Genomic DNA, 20,642 nt, shown 5'->3' on the forward strand with positions numbered 1-20,642 from the left:
GGCCTTGAACATCACCAGCGAATTGTACGCAGGCCGCCCTGGCCCCGCCGGCGAGCGCAGCCGCGCAAGGATCTTCTCGAAGCGATACCACTTCACCAGCGACGACAGCCGGTCCAGCCGACCACTCCGACCAAGACCCTGTGGCAGCAGAGCCTCCACAAAACTGAACTGACCGCTCGGCTTCGTCGTCATCGCAAAATCCCCGTTTCAAAAACAGGGAATCACATCCATCCAATTTTGCAACAGTCCCCTTGTGGGAGAAGGGGGATCGGCGCGATAGCGCCGAGACGGTTGAGGGGTGTTCCAGCGGAGTGAGACGCTGGCTTTCCCTGGAACCCCCCTCATCCGTCGCCTGCGGCGACACCTTCTCCCACAAGGGGAGAAGGTAAAAAGCCTCCTAAAGCCGCGCCAACCGCTCCACCAGCAGCGCGAAAAACGCGTCATGGTCGATGTCGCGCATCACCATGGCGTTCCTCGGCCGCTTGGTCACGCCCCACCAGTCGATCACGGTCATGCCCATGGTGAGTTCGGAGGCCGTTTCCACGGTGACGTTGCACTTGCGCCCATTGAACAACTCCGGCTTCAACAGATAGGCGATGACGCAGGGGTCGTGCAGTGGGCCGCCATCGGTGCCGTATTTCTCCTCGTCGAAGCGCTCGAAGAATTCCAGCATCTCGGCCGTCGCCGTGCCGACCCTGGTGCCGAGCTTGCGGATGGCCTGCGTGCGCTTGGCCGTGGTCAGCGCCTTGTGGGTAACGTCGAGCGGCATCATGACGATCGGAATGCCGGATTTGAACACCAGGTCGGCGGCCTGCGGGTCGACATAGATGTTGAACTCGGCGGTCGGTGTGACATTACCGCCCTCGAAGAAACCGCCGCCCATCAGCACGATTTCCTTGATGCGCGGCGCGATCTTCGGCTCGCGGATCAGCGCCAGCGCGACATTGGTGAGCGGGCCGAGTGCGCACAGCGTGATCGTGCCGGCCTCTTCCTTCATCAACGTCTCGACGATGAAATCGACCGCATACTGGTGCTGCAGCTTCATCTTCGGGTCGGGCAGTTGCGGGCCGTTGAGGCCGGTCTTGCCATGCACTTCCTCGGCGGTGACGAGTTCGCGCGCCAGCGGGCGGATGGCGCCGGCATAGACCTTGATATCGGGGCGACCGGCCAGTTCGCAGATTTTTCTGGCGTTCTTCTCGGTCAATTTCAGCGGCACGTTGCCGGCAACAGCGGTGATGCCGACGATCTCCAGCTCGGCGCTGCCGAGCGCCAGCAATATGGCGACGGCATCGTCCTGGCCGGGATCCGTGTCGATGATGATCTTGCGGGTTTGGGGCATTTCATTTCCTTATGCGGGGGAGTCTTTTGGCGGGGGTTTTAGACGGCTTGAACTTCGCCGCGGCGCGGACCATATCAAGACCATCGGGAAAAATGCCATCCGGGTTTTTCCAGTTTATGTCGCTCCAAAGAGGACAGTGTAACATGAGCCGAATGACGCCCTTCTCCAGCCCGCTTCTCCTGGGTTTCGATGCCATGGAAAAGACCTTGGAACGATTGGCGAAATCCGGTGACAGCTATCCTCCCTACAACATCGAGCGCCTCAGCGGTGCCGACGGCAACGCCGAAAGGCTGCGCATTACGCTCGCTGTGGCGGGATTCGCCGAAAGCGATCTCGATGTCACCACGGAGGAAAACCAGCTGGTCGTGCGCGGCCGTCAGACCGACGACACCGAGCGCGAATTCCTCCACCGCGGCATCGCCGCGCGCCAGTTCCAGCGCTGTTTCGTGCTGGCCGACGGCATGCGGGTGATCGCAGCGGAACTGAAGAACGGCCTTTTGTCGATCGATCTCGATCGGCCGGAGTCCGAACGGCTGGTACGGAAAATAAATATATCGGTGAAAGACTGATCTTACCGATGGCTCTCATGCGGGATGGCCTTGAGCGGCGTCCACGCGCCAAGGAGGCTTTGAAATGACCAGAACTGACGAAACCATCACCATGACCAGCGGCGAATTCGCCCATCTCGGCGAAGGCTCGGTCGCTTACCTCCGCAAGGTCTCGAGCGAAGAATTGCTCGGCCGCTTCCCCAATCTCGGCGAAATCGCGCCCGGCATGGTCTTGTGGGCCCTGTTTGCCGCCAACGGCCAGCCGATCCTGCTTTCCGATGCGAAAGACCGGGCTCTGGCCGGCGCCATGGAAAACGACCTGACCACTGTCGCTATTCACTAAGGCGCACCGTCGCCATTCACTATGGCGATTGTCAGGATCGGAAATGCAAAGGGCCGCCTTTGGCGGCCCCTGGAAGACTTAATCCCCGAAGACTTCAGGCCGCGTGCGAGGCCTGCGTGTCCGACAGCAGCGCGTGGATGGCGACCGCATCGCGCGTGCCCCTGATCTTGGCCACCGTGTCGGCGTCACGCAACACCCTTGCGATGCGCGACAGCGCCTTGAGGTGATCGGCGCCGGCACCTTCCGGGGCCAGCAGCAAAAACACCAGATCGACCGGCTGGTCGTCCAGCGCCTCGAAATCGACCGGCGTCTCCAGCCGGGCAAAGACGCCGGCGATGCGCTTGACCCCGGCGAGCTTGCCGTGCGGAATGGCAATGCCGTTGCCGACGCCGGTGGAGCCCAGCCGTTCGCGCTGCAGGATGGTGTCGAACACTTCGCGCTCCGGAATGCCGGAAATCACCGCCGCTCTCTCGGACAGCAATTGCAGAAGCTGCTTTTTGGAGTTCGCCTTCAACGCCGGCAAGATCGCCGGAACGTTGATAAGATCGCTCAGATCCATGCTTGAAAATCCCTTATTCGCCTGCCGTCGCCAGTCCTCGCCCCTCGCGCGGCTGGTTCTTTATCCCTGTGCGACTATTGTCGTCATCCTTGTGCGACTTTGGTCGTGGACGGGTCGATCCAGCCGATATTTCCGTCCGGCCGCCGATAGACGATGTTGAGGTGGTCGTTTCCGGCGTTGCGGAAGACGAAGACCGGGCTCTCCTTGGTGTCGAGCTCGATGACTGCCGACGCCACCGACATGGTCTGCAGCGTCATGGTTGATTCGGCGACGATGGCCGGCGCGAAATCCTCCGGGATCTCCTCGTCGTCGTCGGCTAGCGGCGCCATCACCGTATAGGCGATGTCGGTGATTTCGCCATTTCCGTTGCCTGAATTGTGCGACTTCAGCCGGCGCTTGTAGCGCCGAAGCCGAGTTTCGAGGCGATCCGCAGCCGCCTCGAAGGCAAGCGTTGGATCCTGGGCGTCCCCGGTCGCCTGCAGCGAAGCGCCGGAATCCAGCCGGATCATACAGTCGGCGGAATAACGCGAACCCGATTTGATGACCGTGACATGCCCTGAAAAACCGCGGTCGAAATATTTTCCGATCGCCTCTCCGACACGGTCGGTGATGCGCGTACGAAACGCATCGCCGATATCCATGTGCTTTCCCGATATGCGCAGCTTCATCTGAAAACTGACCTTCCTTGCTCAGGCTTCAAACTGGCCAGAGTTTATACTCGTGGTCCGTGCGCACAAGCTTTGCGGCGTCAACTCGCGCCGATTTTAGATCCGAACTTTCCGGTTGATCACAATCCGCCTTCTTGGCCGTCCCGTGGCCTTCATCGTGACGGACCATCCGCATGCGGGCAATTCAGCCCGTCTCATGCGGGCGGGCTTCTAGACACTTCATTGCGGCTTGTCAATGAAGGCCTAGAGTTGTGGAAATCCAGCCACAGCAAAAGCCGTGTCGGGCAAGCAGAACTAGCGCCCGGCGCTGGCCAGAGCGCGCTTCTCGCGCCGCCTCTGCACCGATGAGGGAATGTTCATGCCCTCGCGGTATTTGGCCACGGTGCGCCTGGCAATATCGACGCCGCTTTCCTTCAACATGTCGACGATGGCGTCATCGGACAGCACGTCTGCGGGCTTTTCCTCGTCGATCAACTGCTTGATGCGGTCGCGCACCGCTTCCGAGGAATGCGCGTCGCCACCGCCCGATGCCGCGATCGAAGCGGTGAAGAAATAGCGCAGCTCGAATACGCCACGCGGCGTCAGCATGTATTTGTTGGCCGTCACCCGGCTGACGGTCGATTCGTGCATGCCGATGGCATCGGCCACCGTGCGCAGGTTGAGCGGCCTGAGATGACGCACGCCATGGACCAGAAAAGCGTCCTGCTGGCGCACGATTTCCGACGCCACTTTCAGGATCGTCTTTGCCCGCTGGTCGAGGCTGCGCGTCAGCCAATTGGCGTTCTGCAGGCATTCGGCCAAAAAATCCTTCTCCGCCTGGTTCTTGGCCTGCGGCGAGACCTGGGCGAAATAAATGTGGTCGACCAGAACCCGCGGCAGCGTCTCGGCGTTGAGCTCGACCGTCCAGCTGCCGTCATTGGCGACGCGGACTTCGACATCGGCGACGATGGCGTCGCTGGTGCCGCCTGAAAACGCCATGCCAGGGCGCGGGTCCAGCGCGCGGATTTCGGCCAACATGTCGAGGAGATCCTCCTCGTCGACCCCGCAAAGCCGCTTCAGCGTCTGGAAATCGCGCCGCGCCAGGAGTTCGAGGTTGCCGACCAGCGTCTTCATCGCCGGATCGAGGCGATCGCGCACGGCAAGCTGCAGCGACAGGCATTCGGCAAGGTCGCGCGCAAACAGGCCGACCGGCTCGAATGTCTGGCAAACGGCCAGCACCTTGGCCACCATGGCCTGATCGGCGCCGAGCCGTTTCGCGATGTCAGCCAGGTCGGCGCGCAGATAGCCGGCCTCGTCTAGGCAGTCGGCCAGTTCGCTGGCGATCAGCCTTGCGGCCGGATCGGCAAAGGCAAGCGCAATCTGCTCGCCGACATGCTGGCGCAGCGTGATGGCGGCAGCAGCCATGTCGCCGACATCGAAGCCTTCGGACGAGCCGGACGAACCATTGCCGGTGGCCGACTTCCACTGCGCCGTCAGGTCGGGCCCGAGTCGCTCGCTGGTGCCGGGATCGTCTGGAAACAGGTTCTCCAGCGAGCTGTCGAGCTTGTCCGAGATTGCTTCGGCGCTCCACGCCGTCTCGCTCTCGAACCAGTCGCCATCGGCGGCAGGCTCAGGCGCGGCGTCGCCCTTCTGCACCTGGTCACTTGCGGCGTCATCCTGGGGCTCGGCGCGCTCCAGCAACGGATTGCGCTCGATCTCGTCGTCGATGAAGTGGTCGAGCTCGATATGGGTGAGCTGCAGCAGCCTGATCGACTGCATCAGTTGCGGCGTCATCACCAGCGACTGGGATTGTCGTAGCTGTAGTTTCGCCGCCAGCGCCATGGTTCGGTTTCAAACGCCCTTCTGCACCCGGAAGCCTACACATCAGAAGCTGCCGGAAAATGAATTTTTCCGACCCTCCATAGAAACTGGCCCAGCTTTTGCTTGTCAAGGAAAATGCTGGCAAACGGCCTCTACCAGGGCGCTATCTCACGCAAAATCGAAGAAAAAGGCTCGGCTGGGCGGCAAAAATCGCGTCAGGAAACAAATTTCACGCTCAGAGCGTGAAACCCTCGCCGAGATAAAGCCGCCGCACATCGGGGTTTGCCACCACCTGGTCGGCGCGGCCATGCGTCAGCACCTGGCCGGCATGGATGATGTAGGCGCGGTCGATGAGGCCGAGCGTTTCGCGCACATTGTGGTCGGTGATGAGCACGCCGATGCCGCGCGCCGTCAGATGGCGCACCAGCTGCTGGATGTCGGCGACCGCAATCGGGTCGATGCCGGCGAAAGGCTCGTCGAGCAGCATGTAGGCCGGCCGCGTCGCCAGGGCACGGGCGATTTCCAGCCGCCGCCGCTCGCCGCCGGACAGCGACATGGACGGCGACTTGCGCAGATGGCTGATGTGGAATTCCTCGAGCAGTTCGTCGAGATTGCGCTCGCGCACCTTGCGGTCCTTCTCGACCACCTCGAGCACGGCGCGAATATTCTGCTCGACATTGAGGCCGCGGAAGATCGACGCTTCCTGCGGCAGATAGCCGATGCCGAGCCGGGCGCGACGATACATCGGCATCGAGGTGACGTCGAAACCGTCGATCTCGATGGTGCCTTCGTCGACCGGCACCAGGCCGGTGACCATGTAGAAACAGGTGGTCTTGCCGGCGCCGTTCGGGCCGAGCAGCCCGACAGCCTCGCCGGCGCGCACACCGATGGTGACGCCGCTGACCACCTTGCGGCCCTTGTAGCTCTTGGTCAGACCCTTGGCGATCAGGGTGCCCTTGAACTTCGCGGAATCGACGGTGACAGTGGCCGGTGCAGCAAGTTTGCTGGCCGCCCGTCCCGGAAGGCGGGTCAGCAGCGAAGATACGCCAGTCATTCGGGCTTCGGCGCCTCAGATTTCGGCGGCGGTGTCATCGACATGATGACTCGCCCGCCGCAGCCATCGACCTGAGCCAGGCCGCTTTTCATCTGCACGGTGAGCTTGCAGCCCTTGAGCACATTGGGGCCCTGGGACAGCACGACTTCATTGCCCGACAGGACGAGAACCTGCGTCTTCATGTCGAACGTGGCGTTGTCGCCGGTGGCGATCTGATCATTCGACTTGATGTAGACTTTGTTCTTGACCACCAGGTGATCAATGTTGGCCGAGCCGGTCATCGCCGAAGCGCCGGCGGCCGCACCCTTGGCGGCGTTGGGGTCCTTGACGTAGTAGACTTCCATACTGCCGGCCTTGAGCAGCGTCGGCCCTTGCGTGACGGTGACGTTGCCGCTGAACAGCGCCATGCTGTCGGCCTGGCGGACCTCGAGCTTGTCGCTCTCGATCTGGATCGGCTGGTCGCCCGACAGTTTGAGCCCGGATTGGCTGCTGGCGCTGGACTGAGCCCAGGACGGCGCCACACCCAGCAACAGCAAGGCCGAAGCTGCGGCGACAAGCCGTGCCGAATTACTGGGACGCATTCGATTCTCCGCTCTTTGCCTCTGCCGCCTTCATAGTGGCCGGATCGATGTGAACGCTTACCTTATTTTCGAAAACGACAACGTTGCCATTTTCTTCGACCGACATCGAACCCGCCGTGATCCGCGAGCCGTTGCGGCTGACATCGACCGGATCACCTGTCTTCATAGAGCCTTTGCCCATGTCGAGGAAGACCGATTTGAACGTGGCAGCGACGCCGTCGGTGGTGGTGACGGTGACATCGCTGGTCATGTCCATCGTGTTGGCGTTGCGGTTATAGATGCCGCGCTTGGCATCGACGACCGCCACATTGTCCGCCGTCAGCGGCAGTTTGGCATGGATGCCTTCGAGTTGGATGATGTCCTGCTTGCCGACGTCCTGGATGGCGCGCAGCGCCGTCAGCGAATAGGGCAGCTTGCCCTTGGTGAAGCCGTTGAGCTTGGGATTGGCCATCACCAGCTTGCCGTCGGCAAAGGCGGTGCCGTCTGCCTGTATCGAGATCGAGACCGGCGCCGCAAGATAGGAATAGACCGGAAACGCAACCGCGATTCCAGCGGCAAGCACCGGCACTGCGAATTTCAGCACGCGCACACGGCGCGAATGGCGCTGGGCGCGGTCGAAGGCGTCGCCGCGCGTGCCCGCTGGCGCCGTGGGCGCCAAGGCTGCATCGGCGTTGGTCGGTTCGTCCGATCGAGCTAGCATGACTGTCTTCTAATAAACCCTTGTCCGCCAAAACACCTGCTATAGGTGGGTTGCCGGCCCCCGCAAGCAAGCACAAGCGGAGGAAAACCGCAAAAATGTGACGACCGTTGTTTTTGCAAACGGAAATCAGGCGACACAATTTCGGCACTTCATAGCAGAAACGAACGCGTCGCGTCATTTTTTCCTGAAATGCCTCCGACGTGAAGGTCGCTTCGTCGCAGGCCCGTGAGGAAGAGGTAGCCGGGCGCGGGCGCTTGCTTTAAAAGCATCGCTTCCCACCGACTATGAGGCAGACCATGGCAATGAGAGCCGACGACCTGATCGACCGCCGCCGCTTGCGGCGCAAGCTGACCTTCTGGCGCGGCGCCGCCATTGCCATCGCGGCCCTCGGGGTGATTGCGCTTGCAGGCTGGTTCTACGGCGAAGACCTCGGCGGCTCTTCCGTCGACCATATCGCCAAGGTCAGGATCGAAGGCACCATCACCGAGGATGAGGAGCTGATCAAGCGGCTGGAAACCATCCGCACGTCCTCGCAGGTCAAGGGCGTCATCCTGGCCATCGATTCGCCCGGCGGCACCACGGTCGGCGGTGAATCGATCTACGAAGAGGTGCGCAAGCTCGCCGCCGACAAGCCGGTGGTGGCCGAGGTCGGCACATTGGCCGCATCGGCCGGCTACATGATCGCCAGCGCCAGCGACCACATCGTCGCCCGCAAGAACTCGATCGTCGGCTCGATCGGCGTACTGATCCAGTATCCCGATGTCAGCGGCCTGATGGACAAGGTCGGCATCAAGCTCGAAGAGGTGAAATCCTCGCCGCTGAAGGCCGCGCCCTCGCCCTTCAAGCCGACCAATGACGACGAGCGCGCCATGGTCCGCAAGCTTATCCTCGACAGCTATGACTGGTTCGTCGGCATCGTCGCCGAGCGCCGCAAGATGACCCGCGACCAGGCGTTGGCGCTCGCCGACGGGTCGATCTTCACCGGCCGCCAGGGTCTCGCCAACGGTCTGATCGACGCCGTCGGCGGCGAAAGCGTGGCCATCGACTGGCTGGCGACCAAGGGTGTCGACGCCAAGCTCAAGGTGGTGGAATGGAAGGACACCGAACGGCGCGGCAGCTTCCTGTTCTCGAAAGCAATAGCGCGCAGCGTCGGCAGCGCGCTCGGTCTGTCGGAGACCGGAAGCGACGTTCTTCACGAAATCGGCGCCGATCGCTTGTTTCTTGACGGTCTCGTTTCCGTCTGGCACCCTTGATCTGCCGTTTGGGGCGAGTAAAAAAACAAATAAAATCATCCTGATAATTTGACCGCAGCGCTTTCACGGGGACCTTTCTGATGATCAAATCCGAGCTTGTGCAGATCATTGCCACGCGCAACCCGCATCTTTTCCTGCGCGACGTCGAAAACATCGTGGGGGCGATATTCGACGAGATCACTGATGCCCTTGCGGAAGGCAACCGGGTCGAGTTGCGCGGCTTTGGAGCTTTTTCGGTGAAAAACCGCCCTGCCCGCACCGGCCGCAACCCGCGCACCGGCGAATCCGTCGAGGTCGAGGAGAAGTGGGTGCCGTTCTTCAAGACCGGCAAGGAATTGCGTGAACGGCTGAACGGCGGCAAATAAGCGCGGACTTGACGCGTCGGCCTTCTCAAGGCCTGCCTTTCCCAAGGATTCTCTATGTTCAACCGCTTCATACTTATCGTGGTCTTCGTGCCGCTGGCCGTCATCCTGATTGCACTGGCCGTCGCTAACCGCGAACTCGTCGCCTTCACGCTCGATCCGTTCAACCCGGGCAATCCGAAGCTGACGCTGAACTTGCCGCTGTTTATCTTCCTGTTCGTGGCACTGGCCATCGGCATGGTCGTCGGCAGCCTGGCGACCTGGGTCAAGCAGGGCCGCTACCGCAAGCTGGCGCGCCAGCGCGGCGTCGAGGCCGAGAATTTGCGCCAGGCGGTCAGCCGCGTGCCGGCCGCGCCGCAAGGTTCTGCCCCGGGGACGGCGCTGCCGAAGCCAACGGCCTGAAGCCGGCGCTTTTGCCTTCGCGGAGTTTTGCATGCTGACAATTTCGGCCGACGCTGTCGACCAGGCGCTGAGCTTTCCCGGACTGGTCGAGACATTGCGCGCGGCCTTCCGGGAGGGTGCTGTGCAGCCCGTCCGCCATCACCACGGGGTCGAGCGGCCCGACGGTGCCACGTCGACGCTGCTTTTGATGCCGGCCTGGACCGACTTCCATGCCGCCGGCACATCGGCGGGCGGCCATATCGGCGTCAAGATCGTAACCGTATCGCCCGACAACAACGCCATCGGCAAACCGGCTGTGATGGGGCTCTACCTCTTGCTCAACGGTGCCACCGGCGAGCCCGAGGCGCTGATCGACGGCCAGCGGCTGACGCAGTGGCGCACCGCTTGCGCCTCGGCGCTCGCCGCCTCCTATCTCGCCCGCGAGGACGCCTCACGGCTTCTGGTGGTCGGCGCCGGCGCGCTGTCGCCATTCCTGGCCAAGGCGCATTCGGCGGTTCGGCCGATCAAGACCATCCGCATCTGGAACCGCACGCCGGCCAATGCCGAAAAGGTTGCGGCCGATTTGCGCGAGGAAGGTTTCAACGCTGAAGCCGCTAGCGATCTCGACGGCGAGCTTGCTCAGGCCGACATCATCTCATCGGCGACCATCACGACGACTCCGCTCGTCAAGGGTGCGCTGCTGAAGCCGGGCGCGCATGTCGATCTGGTCGGCGGCTTCACGCCGACCATGCGCGAAAGCGATGACGACGCGATCATGCGCGCCCGCATCTATGTCGACACCCGCGCCGGCGCCACCAAGGAAGCCGGTGACATCGTCCAGCCGCTCGCCTCCGGCGTGTTGAAATCGGAAGCCATCGTCGCCGATCTGCATGAACTGGCGCGCGGCGAAAAACAGGGCCGGCAGAGCTCCAGTGAGATCACGCTGTTCAAGTCTGTCGGCGCGGCGCTCGAGGACCTCGCCGCCGGCATTGCCGTCTACAACGCCCTCAAGCCGTAGCGTCGGCCGGCGCTACGGCGCCAGCCTTGCGATCGAATTTCCGGATTGCTTCCGCGCTGACCGGAGTGAAGAAGTTCACCAGATTGCCGTCGGGATCGCGCAGCAGCAGCGATCTGTTACCCCATGGCATTGTCGTCGGCGTCTGTACGAAGCCGCCGATGATTTTCGCCAGCCTGCTGTACTCCGCATCGACGTCGCTGACGCGAAACTCGATGATCGCTGATCGATTGGCGGCCGGCTGCGCCACATCCGTTCCGAACAGGGCCAGAGTGCGTGTGCTGCCGATCGCCAGCGTGCAGGAGGGCGTTGCCAGCTCGGCGAAATCGTCGGTGAACCAGGTTGCGCTAAGCCCGGTGATCGTTTCGTAGAATGCCACCAGTGGTTTGATCTGGTCGGTTATGATGCGGATCGAGACGAAGTCCATACTATTCTCCTTGGGGAGGCGCGGCGGATCAGGTGACGATGCGCTTGTCGCACAAGACTGCTGACAGCTTGGCGTCAGCAGCCTTGTCACCATGGCCGTGCCAATCCGGGGAGCTGAAGACCTAGGCTGCCTTCGTGGTTTCGGCGCCCATCGCCTCGGCGATCAGCGAGAAATCATGCGCGGTGATTTCGAACAGGCCAAAGCGCAGCTGGTAGCCCCAGTTCGACTTGCCCTTGGTGAAGTCGAGTTGTTCGAGCAGCGGCTTGATCGGCGCTTCGTCCGCCTTGGCCCATGCGACATCCCTACGAAACGGTGTGAAACCGGCGCCCATGTCGCCCTGGTAAGGTTCGCCTTCGCGCACGGTGCCGATCGCCGTGAAGGCCTGCAGGTGGTCCTTCTCGCGCAGAATTGTGGTCGGCGAGTAGTAGACGATGCCGTCACTGGGCTTGATGGCCGTGATTGACCTGCATGAAGCCGGCCTCGCGGCCGCGCCGCACATGTTCGGCGGAAGCCACCGCGATCCAATGGGCACTCATCCCTGTTCTCCGTCGTTCAGCCAATAAACGCGCAGCCGGTGGTTGTCGGGATCGAGCGCAACGAAGGTGCGGCCGAAATCCATGTCGGTCGGTGTTTGCAGGATGGCCAGGCCGCGCCCTGCCCAGTCCTTATGGGCGGCGTCCACCGCATCAGCCCGGTCCAACGCGAAGACGAGCTCCGCACCACCACCCGCTGCGGCGGCCGACGGCTCCACGGTGTGACGCGACCACAGGCCGAGCTTGAAGCCGTTGTCGAGCACGAACAGCACAAAGGTTGGCGCTGCCTCCACCGGCTGGCGCCCAAACAGCGCGCTGTAAAAGGCACCGCTCCGCTCCGGGCTGTCGACATAGAGGATGACGAAATTAGGGGTGGTCATGCCTGCTCTCCAGGGTTTCGATTGGAGGAGCATAGGCGGCCTCACTGTCAGATTCTGGCAGCAGTGATTCGCCAACTCGTAAAAGGAAGCATCACGCGTCAGTTTGGCGCTTTGGCGCATCCAACGTCACGCGCCATTCCTTCAGCAGCGCATGCCGGCGGCGCGGATAGCGGGTGTCGGTGGCGTTGAGAGCAGACATGCGATCAGCTCGAAAGTGGCGGAAATCCTGGCGCGTCTCGCACCATGCGACCATCACCCGCACCTTGTCGAAGAAGCCGATCGCAAACGGCCAGACCATGCGCTGCGAAGCGGCGCCACCGGCATCGCGATAGATAAAGCCGAGTTTTCGCTCATTGCGGATCGCCTGGCGAACAAGTCCAAGATCGATACCTTCGACGGCATCGCCGCGCGGCCCGACCAGCAGTGTGTTTGCATCGAGGTCCTCGCGCAGATCGTCCGGCAGCACCGCGGCGATCTTGGCCAGCGCGTCGGCGGCCGCGGCCGAGAGACGCTTGTCCGGTTGGCTGCCAACCCAACGCGATCCGAGCACAATGGCCTCGATCTCCTCGTCGGTGAACATCAGCGGCGGCAGCATGAAGCCGGGCTTCAGCACATAGCCCAGCCCCGCCTCGCCCTCGATCGGCGCGCCTTGCCCCTGCAGCGTGGCGATGTCGCGATAGAGCGTGCGGATCGACACATTCATCTCGCCGGCAAGCGTGCGGCCGCTGACCGGCCGGCGATGCCGGCGCAGGATCTGGATCAGGTCAAGCAGGCGTTCGGAACGGGACATCGCCCAGATTTGCCTGTTTCCTCAGGCGAGGTCCACTACCTCGGACATTCGTATGCTGGACCATTTTGTTTGCGCAGCCGGTGACCCTATGTCAAAAGCGGCCTGCCGCCTCCGGAGACGTTCCTGCTTGAAGTCTTTTCGCGACAAACGCCGCGACAACCGTCCGCCCGCAAAGGGCAGGGCCGAACACGTGCGGCCGCAGCCAGCCGCTGCGCCAGTCCGACCGGAAGCCAAGCGCCACGAAACAAAACCGGACGACCGGTTTGATCCGAAGCCGGCGCCGCGCCTGCTTGCGCGTCGCGACGGCGCCCTGCCCGCCGAACGCCTGCCGGTGATCCTCGAAGTAGCGCCCAATCAGGATTATGCGCTGCTCGACAGTGGCGCCGGCGAAAAACTCGAACAATACGGCCCCTACCGCATCGTGCGGCCCGAAGGCCAGGCGATCTGGCAAAAGGCCTTGCCGGCAAGGGACTGGGACCGCGCCGACGCCATCTTCACCGGCGACACCGACGAGGAGGGCATCGGCCGCTGGCGTTTTCCAAAAATGCCGCTTGGCGAGACCTGGCCGATGAAGCATGACGGCATCGATTATCTCGGCCGCTTCACCTCGTTTCGCCATGTCGGCGTCTTCCCCGAGCAGGCTTCGCACTGGGACCATATGGCTGGTCTCGTCGCTGCCGCGAAACGACCGGTGAAGGTGCTGAACCTGTTCGGGTATACCGGGCTCGCCTCTCTGGTAGCAGCCCGAGCCGGCGCCGAAGTCACCCATGTCGATGCCTCGAAGAAGGCGATCGGCTGGGCCCGCGAAAACCAGGAAATGGCCGGCCTCGGCAGCAAGCCGATCCGCTGGATCGTCGACGACGCGGTGAAATTCGCCGAGCGCGAGGAGCGCCGCGGCAGCCGCTACGACATCATCCTGTTCGACCCGCCCGCGTATGGTCGCGGCCCCAAGGGCGAGGTCTGGCAATTGTTCGAGGACCTGCCTGGCCTGACCGACCTTTGCCGCGCGATCCTGACGCCGAAGCCGCTGGCGGTGGTGCTGACCGCCTATTCGATCCGCGCCTCCTTCTTCGCCATCCACGCCGTGATGCGCGATACTTTTGCCGGCATGGGCGGCACGGTTGAATCAGGCGAACTGATCATCCGCGAGCAATCCGCCGGCCGGGCGCTGTCGACATCGCTGTTTTCGCGCTGGGTGGCCTGAATGCCCGGGGGACCTGAATGCCCGGGAGTCATAGATGAATGAGCGGCACGCCGGCGCGCCGGGGCAGGTGAAGGAAGTCACCAGCCTCGCCAACCCGTTGATCAAGGACATCAAGGCGCTCGCCCAGAAGAAATTCCGCGACCAGCAGAATGCCTTCATGGCCGAAGGGCTGAAGCTGGTCATCGACGCGCTCGACCTCGGCTGGTCGATCAAGACGCTGGTCTTCGCCAAGGCCGGTCGTGGCAATGCGGCGGTCGAAAAGGTAGCGGCGCGCACGGTTGCCGCCGGCGGCACCGTGCTCGAAGTGTCGGAAAAGGTGCTGGTCGCCATCACCCGGCGCGACAATCCGCAAATGGTGGTCGGCGTCTTCCAGCAGAAACTTCTGCCGTTGAAGGACATCCGCGCTCATGACGGCGATGTCTGGGTGGCGCTCGACCGGGTGCGCGACCCCGGCAACCTCGGCACCGTCATCCGCACCGTCGATGCTGTCGGCGCCAAGGGCGTCATCCTGGTTGGCGAGACCACCGATCCGTTTTCCGTCGAGACCGTACGTGCCACCATGGGCTCGATCTTCGCTGTGCCGGTAACCAGGGCCACGTCCGAAGCGTTCCTGGCCTGGCGAAACAGCTTCTCAGGCCTTGTCGTCGGTACCCATCTCAAGGGTGCGGTCGACTATCGCTCGGTCGATTTCTCCAGGGGGCCGGTGCTGCTGATGATGGGCAACGAACAGCAGGGCCTGCCCGACAATCTGGCCGAAAGCTGCGACCGGCTGCTCCGGATTCCGCAGGCCGGCCGCGCCGATTCACTCAACCTTGCGGTCGCCACCGGCGTCATGCTGTTCGAGATCCGGCGCGGCGCCCTGAAGCTTGCTCCCGAGGACGCCAAATCGTGAAATCATGGTCCCCCTACGCGCTGCTGGTGGTAGCGGCAATCGCGCTCGACCAATGGATAAAGCATCTGGTCGAAACCGGCCTCGCTTTCCAGGAAAAGCTCGATCTCGTACCGTTCCTGGCGCTGTTTCGCACCTACAACACCGGCATCGCCTTTTCGATGTTCTCGTCCTTCGGCGACACCGGCCTGGTCGTGATCGCCGTCGTGGTCGTCGCCTTCGTGCTTTACCTGGCGACGCGCACGCCGGCCGGCCATGTGCTGGCCCGCATCGGCTTTGCGCTGATCATCGGCGGCGCGCTCGGCAATCTGATCGACCGCACCGTCTACGGCCACGTCATCGACTACATACTGTTCCACACGCCGGTATGGTCCTTCGCCGTCTTCAACCTCGCAGACGCTTTCATTTCTGTGGGTGCCGCGCTGGTCGTCTTCGATGAACTCATCGGCTGGCGCCGGGAGGCAAAGCCGGAAAGCCCGGACGCTTGAACGGCGCCGTCTTTTGACCAATTGACCGCGCCGAACGGTCGCCGCACAGTCCGGCCAGCCTTTGCCGATCTTCACAGCTGCTCGACCGAGGAGAAGAAATGTCCGAAACCTTCAAAGCCATCTTCGTTTCGCGCGATGCCGACAAGAAGCAGTCGGTCGAGATCGTCGACCTTAGCGAAGCCGATCTGATGGAGGGCGATGTCACCGTCGCGGTCGAGGCGACGACGGTCAACTACAAGGATGGGCTGGCCATCACGGGCAAGGCGCCGGTGATCCGCCGCTGGCCCTTGGTGCCGGGCATCGACTTCGCCGGCACCGTGATCTCCTCCTCGCATGCCGACTGGCGCAAGGGTGACAAGGTCATCCTCAACGGCTGGGGTGTCGGCGAAACGCATTTCGGCGCCTATGCCGGGCGCGCCCGCGTCAAGGGCGACTGGCTGGTGCCGTTACCCGGCGGCATCAGCGCCCACGATGCGATGGCGGTCGGCACCGCCGGCTATACGGCGATGCTGTGCATCATGGCGCTGGAGCGGCACGGCATCCTGCCGGATCGCGGCCCGGTGGTGGTGACGGGTGCGGCCGGCGGCGTCGGCTCGGTCGCGGTCTCGATCCTGTCCAGCCTCGGCTACCATGTCATCGCTTCGACAGGCCGCAACGCCGAAAGCCCCTATCTGATCGACCTCGGTGCCGCCGAAGTGATTTCGCGCGACGAACTCTCCCAGCCGGCCAAGCCGCTGGCCAAGGAGCGCTGGGCCGGCGGCATCGATGCCGTCGGCAGCCACACTCTGGCCAATGTGCTGTCGATGACCGCCTACGGAGGCGCGGTCGCCGCTTGCGGCCTGGCCGGCGGCATGGATCTGCCGTCGAGCGTCGCGCCGTTCATCCTGCGTGGCGTCTCGCTGCTCGGCATCGATTCGGTGATGGCGCCCAAGGCGGTGCGCCTGGAAGCCTGGCGCCGCATCGGCACCGATCTCGACCTCAAGAAACTTGGAGGCCTGTCGACGACAATCGGCTTCGACGGCATCATCGCTGCCGCCCACGACATCGTCGAGGGCAAGATCAGGGGGCGCGTGGTCGTGGATATGTGAGGCCCCCAAAGCCACCAGAACGGGCGGCAAAAACGCATGAACCGCTAAAATTCGAACGATCCGCCGCGCTTTTCCATAATCTCTATCTGGCATGGATTTCTGCATGATCGCGGAGTCCGCCAGGAAAGAGAAGAACCGTGCCGAAAGCATCGACGGGCCGAGCCCGGCGACGCCGAAGCGGCAGCATGTTGTCCCACCGCCGCTGGCGCCGGATTTTCCGCGCGCCACGCACGAGGGCCTGCTGTTCTTGACCGTGGTCGCCAGTGTCGTGCTGGCGGGCCTGTCTCACCTCACCGGCGCGCCGATCTTCATCACGCTCGGCCTGCTGGCGACCGGCCTTGGCGGCGTCGCCATGCACCTGCGCAACCGCCACACCGTCCACCGCGCGACCGCCCTGCTCGACGAAACCGCCGCCCGCAGCCGCGCCGAGATCGAGACGTTGGCCGACCGCATGTGGGAAATGCAGGAGAGCGAGGAGCGTTTTCGCGGCTTGATCGATGCGCTCGGCGATCTCGTCGTCCATCGCGACCGCGACGGCCACATCGTCTATGCCAACAAGGTTTTCGCCGGCCTCGTCGGAACCGATCAGCGCGATCTTGCCGGCAGGACGCTGGCTGACCTCGGCATCGATGTCGGGGTCGTTCCCGACGCCGCCTTTTCGGATCACGAATGCCTGAGTTCCACCGACGTCTCCATCCGCACGCCGAACGGTCCGCGCTGGTTTTCGTGGATCGAACTGTCGGTGCGCGACAAGGACAGCGGCGCCGTTTCGCACCGGGCGATTGCCCGCGACATCACCGCCCGCAAACGTGCCGAATCCTCGCTCATCACCGCGCGGGAGCGCGCCGAATATGCCAGCCAGGCCAAGTCTCGCTTCCTCGCCACCGTCAGCCATGAGATCCGCACGCCGATGAACGGCATCATGGGCATGGCCAAGCTACTGGCCGACACCAATCTGTCGCCGGAGCAGCGCACCTATGTCGCCGCCGTCTCGACCTCGGCCAGCGCGCTTTTGGCGCTCATCGAGGACCTGCTCGATTATTCCAAGATCGAAGCCGGTCGCTTCGACCCGGAGCCGCAGCCGACATCTTTGCGCGAGATTGCCGACAACATCATCGAACTTATGGCGGCGAAAGCCTTCGCCAAGAACATCGGCCTCGGCTGTCATGTCGAGCCCGACGTGCCGCAGATGATCATGGCCGACCCGGGAAGAGTGAGGCAGGTGCTGCTCAACCTCATCGGCAACGCGGTCAAGTTCACCGACACCGGCGGCGTGCTGGTCTCGGTCGCGCGGGCCCGCACCGAGACCAGCGACCGCATCTGCTTCACCGTGGCCGACACCGGCCCTGGCCTGCGCGAAGAGGATATGGAGCGCATCTTCGAGGAATTCGAACAGTCCGACGGCACCTCGACCCGCACCCATGGCGGCGCCGGCCTCGGCCTTGCCATATCGAGACGACTGGCGACGGCCATGGGCGGCGCCATTTCGGTGTCGAGCCGGCTTGGCGAGGGATCTGAATTCGTCTTCGAAATCCCGGCCACAGGGGCCACCGAAGCGCCGCAGAACGGGCAGAATATCCTCGTCGGCCGGCGCGCCGTCATCGTGTCGAAGAACGCTGTAGAGGCTGATGCAATCGCCCGTGCCATCCGCGCCCATGGCGGCGCCGTCGATGTGGCCGCGACCGCTTCCCAGGCGACGCCTTTCGCCGAACATTGCGACGCGCTGTTGATCGACGCCGCCATGGAAGACAGCGACGGCAGGCTGCTCAAGCGCCTGCGCCAGAGCGGCTTTGCCGATTGTGAGGCGATCACGCTGATCGCGCCGACCGACCGCGGCATGCTTGGCGAATTCCGCGCCAGCGGCTACGCCACCTTCCTGGCAAGGCCGGTGCGCGGCGAAACGCTGATGCGCGTGCTGTTGACCAGCCACGCCCCTGCTTTGCCCCTGCCCATGAAGCCGGAAAAAAGCGGGGCGTCGTCGCATCGGGCTGTTGGCGGGCGCCAGCAGGGCCTGTCGGTGCTGATCGCCGAAGACAACGACATCAACGCCATGCTGGCCCGCGCCACGCTTTTGAAGGCAGGGCATCGGGTCAAAGTCGTCGGCAACGGCAAGGCCGCGGTCGAGGCAATCACCGAAGCCGGGCTGAAACACCGTTTCGACGTGGTGCTGATGGATCTGCACATGCCGGTGATGGACGGGCTGGACGCAATCGCGGCCATCCGCCGACACGAGGAAGAAATGGCCGTGCCGCCGGTTCCGATCATGGTGCTTTCGGCCGACAGCCAGGAAAAGACCCGCCACACAGTGCTTGCCCATGGCGCCAGCGGCTTCGTCACCAAGCCGCTGGACCCCGACGCGCTGGTCCATGCCGTCGAAGGCCAGGTGGCCGCCTGAGGCCGCCCCAACGCGCTCTCTGCGATCACGTAAGGTAGCCGGTTGAGGGTTTTCGCCAGCCGACGAAGTATTGCCCGCTGCGCCGTATCACGGTACTGTCACAATCCTGTTGCACCTACACCGTATCCCCGTGCCAAGAGGGATGGCTCGAAGGAGAATCACTCGTGCATACAGTTATGCCGGAATGTGACACTCGGCCCAACGCAGGCGGTGCTTTGCTCGCCGCGCGTAACGCCGATGCCGTCGCAACAGGCACACTGCTGGGCCGGATCGGTAATCTCGAAGTGCGGCTTGCCCGCAACGAAGCCGAGATCGCTGCCGCGCAGGAAGTGCGCTACCGGGTATTTTATGACGAGCTTGGCGCCAGGAAGGACCTGTTCCAGGCACAGGATCGGCGCGACGCCGACCGTTTCGACCCGCTCTGCGACCATCTGCTGGTGCTGGACACCTCGATTTCCGGACCCGAGCATCGCCGCATCGTCGGCACTTATCGGCTGCTGCGGCAAGAAATCGCAGCGACCGCCGGCGGCTTCTATTCCGAAGGCGAGTTCGAGTTGACAAAGCTGATTGCCCGTCATCCCGGACAGCGCTTCCTTGAGCTCGGCCGCTCCTGCGTTCTTAAGGAATACCGCTCCAAGCGCACCATCGAGGCGCTGTGGCAAGGCATCTGGGCCTATATCAAGCACTATGAGATCGGTGTGATGACCGGCTGTGCCTCGTTCCACGGCACGGTGCCGGCGGCGCATGCCGAGGCGCTTACCTATCTTGCACATCACTGCCGCACCAACTCAGCCTGGGATGTGCGGGCTGTGTCCGGGCGCTATTGCTCGATGGACCTGATGCCGATCGAGGCGGTAAACGCCAAGGCGGCGATCGCGGCCATGCCGCCGCTGGTCAAGGGCTATCTGCGCGTCGGCGCCCGCATCGGCGACGGCTGCGTCATCGACCGCGAATTCTCCACCGTCGATGTGTTCGTGGTGATGCCGGTCAAGGAAATCGGCGCCCGCTACGTCAACTATTATGGCGGCGAAGCGCAGCGGTTTGCGGCGTGATAGCGAATAGCGAATAGCGAATAGCGAATAGCGAATAGCGAATAGAATGTAGCGAGCATTGCCCCGCTCAAACCCCTATTCGCTACTCCCTACTCGCTATTCGCTCGTTTCACGGAATATCCTCCGGCCGCCGTCCCGGCCGGCTCTTGTAGGACGGAAACGTCCAGCCGAATTTGAGCGCGCCACCACGCACCAGGAAAGCCGCGACAAAGCCGGCAAGGTCCGAGGCGACCGGCGGCAATCCGATAAGATCGCCAAGCGTGTAGAGGCCGGCGCCCGCCAGCGCCGCGCTGACGTAGATTTCGGGCCTCAGCAGCACCGACGGCTCGCCGGCCAGCAGATCGCGCAGAATGCCGCCGAATGTGGCGGTCAGCACGCCCATAATGACGGAGACGACCGGAGAACCGGTGATCGCCAGTCCCTTGGCCGCGCCCATCACCGAAAAGGCCGCCAATCCGATGGCATCGAGCCAGAGCAGCCATTTCCAGCGGGATTCGACGCGGTGGGCAATGAAGAAGACCAGCACCGCAACCGCCGCGCAGATCAGCACATAGCCTGAGCTGCCGACCCAAAAGACGGGCAGGTTGAGGATGACGTCGCGCAGTGTGCCGCCGCCGATGCCGGTGACGCTGGCCAGGAACAGGAAGCCGATAATGTCGAGCTGCTTGCGCGAAGCCGCCAGCGCCCCGGTCGCCGCAAAGACGGCGACGCCAGCATAGTCGAGGAGGTCGATGGCGCTCAAGGGCATGAGGCAGGGATTAGGCAGTAGGGATTGGAATTGGAAGTATCAATA

Annotated in this window: 23 protein-coding genes and 2 pseudogenes; 12 read left to right on the forward strand and 13 right to left on the reverse strand. The window is 63.3% G+C overall.

The features are described 5' to 3' along the window. Both AC1D1N_RS29990 and AC1D1N_RS29995 read right to left on the reverse strand, forming a co-directional pair. Positions 1-192: pseudogene (locus AC1D1N_RS29990) on the reverse strand (IS5/IS1182 family transposase); the annotation flags it as partial. Positions 193-397: 205 nt separating this feature from the next. Then, positions 398-1,339, reverse strand: coding sequence for a nucleoside hydrolase (locus AC1D1N_RS29995; RefSeq protein ID WP_436261381.1), 942 nt, complete (start codon positions 1,337-1,339; stop codon positions 398-400). A 143-nt stretch (positions 1,340-1,482) separates the two neighbouring features. On the opposite strand from AC1D1N_RS29995, the gene AC1D1N_RS30000 reads away from it, so the two are divergent. Together AC1D1N_RS30000 and AC1D1N_RS30005 are read left to right on the forward strand one after the other, a co-directional pair. Further along, complete coding sequence (locus tag AC1D1N_RS30000) at positions 1,483-1,908, forward strand: Hsp20 family protein (RefSeq protein WP_023770615.1); 426 nt, start codon at positions 1,483-1,485, stop codon at positions 1,906-1,908. 64 nt (positions 1,909-1,972) lie between these two features. Continuing rightward, positions 1,973-2,230, forward strand: a complete 258-nt coding sequence (locus AC1D1N_RS30005; RefSeq protein ID WP_112562677.1) for a BQ00720 family protein — start codon at positions 1,973-1,975, stop codon at positions 2,228-2,230. A gap of 94 nt (positions 2,231-2,324) precedes the next feature. On the opposite strand, the gene ptsN is transcribed toward AC1D1N_RS30005, so the two are convergent. The 6 genes from ptsN to lptC all read right to left on the reverse strand — a co-directional run bounded on the left by ptsN (position 2,325) and on the right by lptC (position 7,592). Continuing rightward, complete coding sequence (gene ptsN, locus AC1D1N_RS30010; protein ID WP_112562679.1) at positions 2,325-2,789, reverse strand: PTS IIA-like nitrogen regulatory protein PtsN; 465 nt, start codon at positions 2,787-2,789, stop codon at positions 2,325-2,327. A gap of 83 nt (positions 2,790-2,872) precedes the next feature. Next, positions 2,873-3,457 (reverse strand): ribosome hibernation-promoting factor, HPF/YfiA family, encoded by a 585-nt coding sequence (hpf, locus tag AC1D1N_RS30015; protein WP_112562681.1) that lies wholly within the window; start codon positions 3,455-3,457, stop codon positions 2,873-2,875. Positions 3,458-3,751: 294 nt separating this feature from the next. After that, positions 3,752-5,278 carry an RNA polymerase factor sigma-54 gene (gene rpoN / locus AC1D1N_RS30020; protein WP_477352862.1) on the reverse strand — a complete coding sequence of 509 codons (1,527 nt, stop codon included), beginning with the start codon at positions 5,276-5,278 and terminating at the stop codon, positions 3,752-3,754. A gap of 214 nt (positions 5,279-5,492) precedes the next feature. After that, positions 5,493-6,311 carry an LPS export ABC transporter ATP-binding protein gene (gene lptB / locus AC1D1N_RS30025; protein ID WP_112562685.1) on the reverse strand — a complete coding sequence of 273 codons (819 nt, stop codon included), beginning with the start codon at positions 6,309-6,311 and terminating at the stop codon, positions 5,493-5,495. Further along, complete coding sequence (locus AC1D1N_RS30030) at positions 6,308-6,892, reverse strand: LptA/OstA family protein (RefSeq protein WP_352559666.1); 585 nt, start codon at positions 6,890-6,892, stop codon at positions 6,308-6,310. Before AC1D1N_RS30030 ends, lptB begins: the two co-directional genes overlap by 4 nt. Then, positions 6,879-7,592: an LPS export ABC transporter periplasmic protein LptC gene (lptC, locus tag AC1D1N_RS30035; protein ID WP_477343809.1), complete on the reverse strand. Its 714-nt coding sequence runs from the start codon at positions 7,590-7,592 to the stop codon at positions 6,879-6,881. The genes AC1D1N_RS30030 and lptC overlap by 14 nt, the downstream gene beginning before the upstream one ends. A 296-nt stretch (positions 7,593-7,888) precedes the next feature. Here lptC and sppA point away from each other — a divergent pair, with 296 nt between their 5' ends. From sppA to lhpI, 4 genes are all read left to right on the forward strand, one after another. Next, positions 7,889-8,845, forward strand: a complete 957-nt coding sequence (sppA, locus tag AC1D1N_RS30040) for a signal peptide peptidase SppA (protein ID WP_477352864.1) — start codon at positions 7,889-7,891, stop codon at positions 8,843-8,845. An 80-nt stretch (positions 8,846-8,925) separates the two neighbouring features. Beyond that, entirely contained in the window at positions 8,926-9,210 is a 285-nt protein-coding gene (locus AC1D1N_RS30045; RefSeq protein ID WP_006200394.1) for an integration host factor subunit beta, read from the forward strand. Positions 9,211-9,264: 54 nt separating this feature from the next. Further along, positions 9,265-9,609 (forward strand): lipopolysaccharide assembly protein LapA domain-containing protein, encoded by a 345-nt coding sequence (locus tag AC1D1N_RS30050; RefSeq protein ID WP_112562691.1) that lies wholly within the window; start codon positions 9,265-9,267, stop codon positions 9,607-9,609. A gap of 31 nt (positions 9,610-9,640) precedes the next feature. Further along, complete coding sequence (lhpI, locus tag AC1D1N_RS30055; RefSeq protein WP_477352866.1) at positions 9,641-10,606, forward strand: bifunctional Delta(1)-pyrroline-2-carboxylate/Delta(1)-piperideine-2-carboxylate reductase; 966 nt, start codon at positions 9,641-9,643, stop codon at positions 10,604-10,606. Here the strand turns inward: lhpI and AC1D1N_RS30060 are convergent. The 4 genes and pseudogenes from AC1D1N_RS30060 to AC1D1N_RS30075 form a co-directional block, all read right to left on the reverse strand. Continuing rightward, positions 10,596-11,030, reverse strand: coding sequence for a VOC family protein (locus AC1D1N_RS30060; RefSeq protein WP_192259159.1), 435 nt, complete (start codon positions 11,028-11,030; stop codon positions 10,596-10,598). The genes lhpI and AC1D1N_RS30060 overlap by 11 nt on opposite strands. 121 nt (positions 11,031-11,151) lie before the next feature. Then, positions 11,152-11,566: pseudogene (locus tag AC1D1N_RS30065) on the reverse strand (EVE domain-containing protein). After that, entirely contained in the window at positions 11,563-11,943 is a 381-nt protein-coding gene (locus AC1D1N_RS30070; RefSeq protein WP_477352869.1) for a VOC family protein, read from the reverse strand. The pseudogene AC1D1N_RS30065 and the gene AC1D1N_RS30070 overlap by 4 nt, the downstream one beginning before the upstream one ends. A gap of 91 nt (positions 11,944-12,034) precedes the next feature. Beyond that, the gene (locus AC1D1N_RS30075) at positions 12,035-12,733 is read right to left on the reverse strand and encodes a helix-turn-helix transcriptional regulator (RefSeq protein WP_477352871.1); all 699 of its coding nucleotides are present in this window, start codon (positions 12,731-12,733) and stop codon (positions 12,035-12,037) included. Between the two features lie 127 nt (positions 12,734-12,860). Between AC1D1N_RS30075 and AC1D1N_RS30080 the strand changes: the two genes are divergently transcribed. The 6 genes from AC1D1N_RS30080 (at position 12,861) to olsB (ending at position 19,849) form a co-directional block, all read left to right on the forward strand. Beyond that, complete coding sequence (locus tag AC1D1N_RS30080; RefSeq protein WP_477352873.1) at positions 12,861-13,937, forward strand: RsmD family RNA methyltransferase; 1,077 nt, start codon at positions 12,861-12,863, stop codon at positions 13,935-13,937. A gap of 34 nt (positions 13,938-13,971) precedes the next feature. Beyond that, on the forward strand, positions 13,972-14,829 hold the full coding sequence (locus AC1D1N_RS30085) for a TrmH family RNA methyltransferase (RefSeq protein WP_192259164.1): 858 nt from the start codon (positions 13,972-13,974) through the stop codon (positions 14,827-14,829). Then, positions 14,826-15,314 carry a signal peptidase II gene (gene lspA, locus AC1D1N_RS30090; RefSeq protein WP_477352874.1) on the forward strand — a complete coding sequence of 163 codons (489 nt, stop codon included), beginning with the start codon at positions 14,826-14,828 and terminating at the stop codon, positions 15,312-15,314. Before AC1D1N_RS30085 ends, lspA begins: the two co-directional genes overlap by 4 nt. Positions 15,315-15,412: 98 nt before the next feature. Continuing rightward, positions 15,413-16,402, forward strand: coding sequence for an acrylyl-CoA reductase (NADPH) (gene acuI, locus AC1D1N_RS30095; RefSeq protein WP_477352876.1), 990 nt, complete (start codon positions 15,413-15,415; stop codon positions 16,400-16,402). A gap of 103 nt (positions 16,403-16,505) precedes the next feature. After that, on the forward strand, positions 16,506-18,797 hold the full coding sequence (locus AC1D1N_RS30100; protein WP_477352878.1) for a response regulator: 2,292 nt from the start codon (positions 16,506-16,508) through the stop codon (positions 18,795-18,797). A 176-nt stretch (positions 18,798-18,973) separates the two neighbouring features. Then, complete coding sequence (olsB, locus tag AC1D1N_RS30105; protein ID WP_162712211.1) at positions 18,974-19,849, forward strand: l-ornithine N(alpha)-acyltransferase; 876 nt, start codon at positions 18,974-18,976, stop codon at positions 19,847-19,849. A 109-nt stretch (positions 19,850-19,958) separates the two neighbouring features. On the opposite strand, the gene AC1D1N_RS30110 is transcribed toward olsB, so the two are convergent. Further along, on the reverse strand, positions 19,959-20,597 hold the full coding sequence (locus AC1D1N_RS30110; protein WP_436261393.1) for a trimeric intracellular cation channel family protein: 639 nt from the start codon (positions 20,595-20,597) through the stop codon (positions 19,959-19,961). Positions 20,598-20,642: the final 45 nt, after the last annotated feature.

The sequence above is a fragment of the Mesorhizobium sp. P2_B5 genome (genome assembly GCF_056404775.1).

Excerpts from the sequence above, each read along its gene's own strand:
- AC1D1N_RS29995 (WP_436261381.1), bottom strand. The coding sequence starts at position 1,339 with ATGCCCCAAACCCGCAAGATCATCATCGACACGGATCCCGGCCAGGAC.
- AC1D1N_RS30000 (WP_023770615.1), top strand. The coding sequence starts at position 1,483 with ATGAGCCGAATGACGCCCTTCTCCAGCCCGCTTCTCCTGGGTTTCGAT.
- AC1D1N_RS30005 (WP_112562677.1), top strand. The coding sequence starts at position 1,973 with ATGACCAGAACTGACGAAACCATCACCATGACCAGCGGCGAATTCGCC.
- ptsN (WP_112562679.1), bottom strand. The coding sequence starts at position 2,789 with ATGGATCTGAGCGATCTTATCAACGTTCCGGCGATCTTGCCGGCGTTG.
- hpf (WP_112562681.1), bottom strand. The coding sequence starts at position 3,457 with ATGAAGCTGCGCATATCGGGAAAGCACATGGATATCGGCGATGCGTTT.
- rpoN (WP_477352862.1), bottom strand. The coding sequence starts at position 5,278 with ATGGCGCTGGCGGCGAAACTACAGCTACGACAATCCCAGTCGCTGGTG.
- lptB (WP_112562685.1), bottom strand. The coding sequence starts at position 6,311 with ATGACTGGCGTATCTTCGCTGCTGACCCGCCTTCCGGGACGGGCGGCC.
- AC1D1N_RS30030 (WP_352559666.1), bottom strand. The coding sequence starts at position 6,892 with ATGCGTCCCAGTAATTCGGCACGGCTTGTCGCCGCAGCTTCGGCCTTG.
- lptC (WP_477343809.1), bottom strand. The coding sequence starts at position 7,592 with ATGCTAGCTCGATCGGACGAACCGACCAACGCCGATGCAGCCTTGGCG.
- sppA (WP_477352864.1), top strand. The coding sequence starts at position 7,889 with ATGGCAATGAGAGCCGACGACCTGATCGACCGCCGCCGCTTGCGGCGC.
- AC1D1N_RS30045 (WP_006200394.1), top strand. The coding sequence starts at position 8,926 with ATGATCAAATCCGAGCTTGTGCAGATCATTGCCACGCGCAACCCGCAT.
- AC1D1N_RS30050 (WP_112562691.1), top strand. The coding sequence starts at position 9,265 with ATGTTCAACCGCTTCATACTTATCGTGGTCTTCGTGCCGCTGGCCGTC.
- lhpI (WP_477352866.1), top strand. The coding sequence starts at position 9,641 with ATGCTGACAATTTCGGCCGACGCTGTCGACCAGGCGCTGAGCTTTCCC.
- AC1D1N_RS30060 (WP_192259159.1), bottom strand. The coding sequence starts at position 11,030 with ATGGACTTCGTCTCGATCCGCATCATAACCGACCAGATCAAACCACTG.
- AC1D1N_RS30070 (WP_477352869.1), bottom strand. The coding sequence starts at position 11,943 with ATGACCACCCCTAATTTCGTCATCCTCTATGTCGACAGCCCGGAGCGG.
- AC1D1N_RS30075 (WP_477352871.1), bottom strand. The coding sequence starts at position 12,733 with ATGTCCCGTTCCGAACGCCTGCTTGACCTGATCCAGATCCTGCGCCGG.
- AC1D1N_RS30085 (WP_192259164.1), top strand. The coding sequence starts at position 13,972 with ATGAATGAGCGGCACGCCGGCGCGCCGGGGCAGGTGAAGGAAGTCACC.
- acuI (WP_477352876.1), top strand. The coding sequence starts at position 15,413 with ATGTCCGAAACCTTCAAAGCCATCTTCGTTTCGCGCGATGCCGACAAG.
- AC1D1N_RS30100 (WP_477352878.1), top strand. The coding sequence starts at position 16,506 with ATGATCGCGGAGTCCGCCAGGAAAGAGAAGAACCGTGCCGAAAGCATC.
- olsB (WP_162712211.1), top strand. The coding sequence starts at position 18,974 with ATGCCGGAATGTGACACTCGGCCCAACGCAGGCGGTGCTTTGCTCGCC.
- AC1D1N_RS30110 (WP_436261393.1), bottom strand. The coding sequence starts at position 20,597 with ATGCCCTTGAGCGCCATCGACCTCCTCGACTATGCTGGCGTCGCCGTC.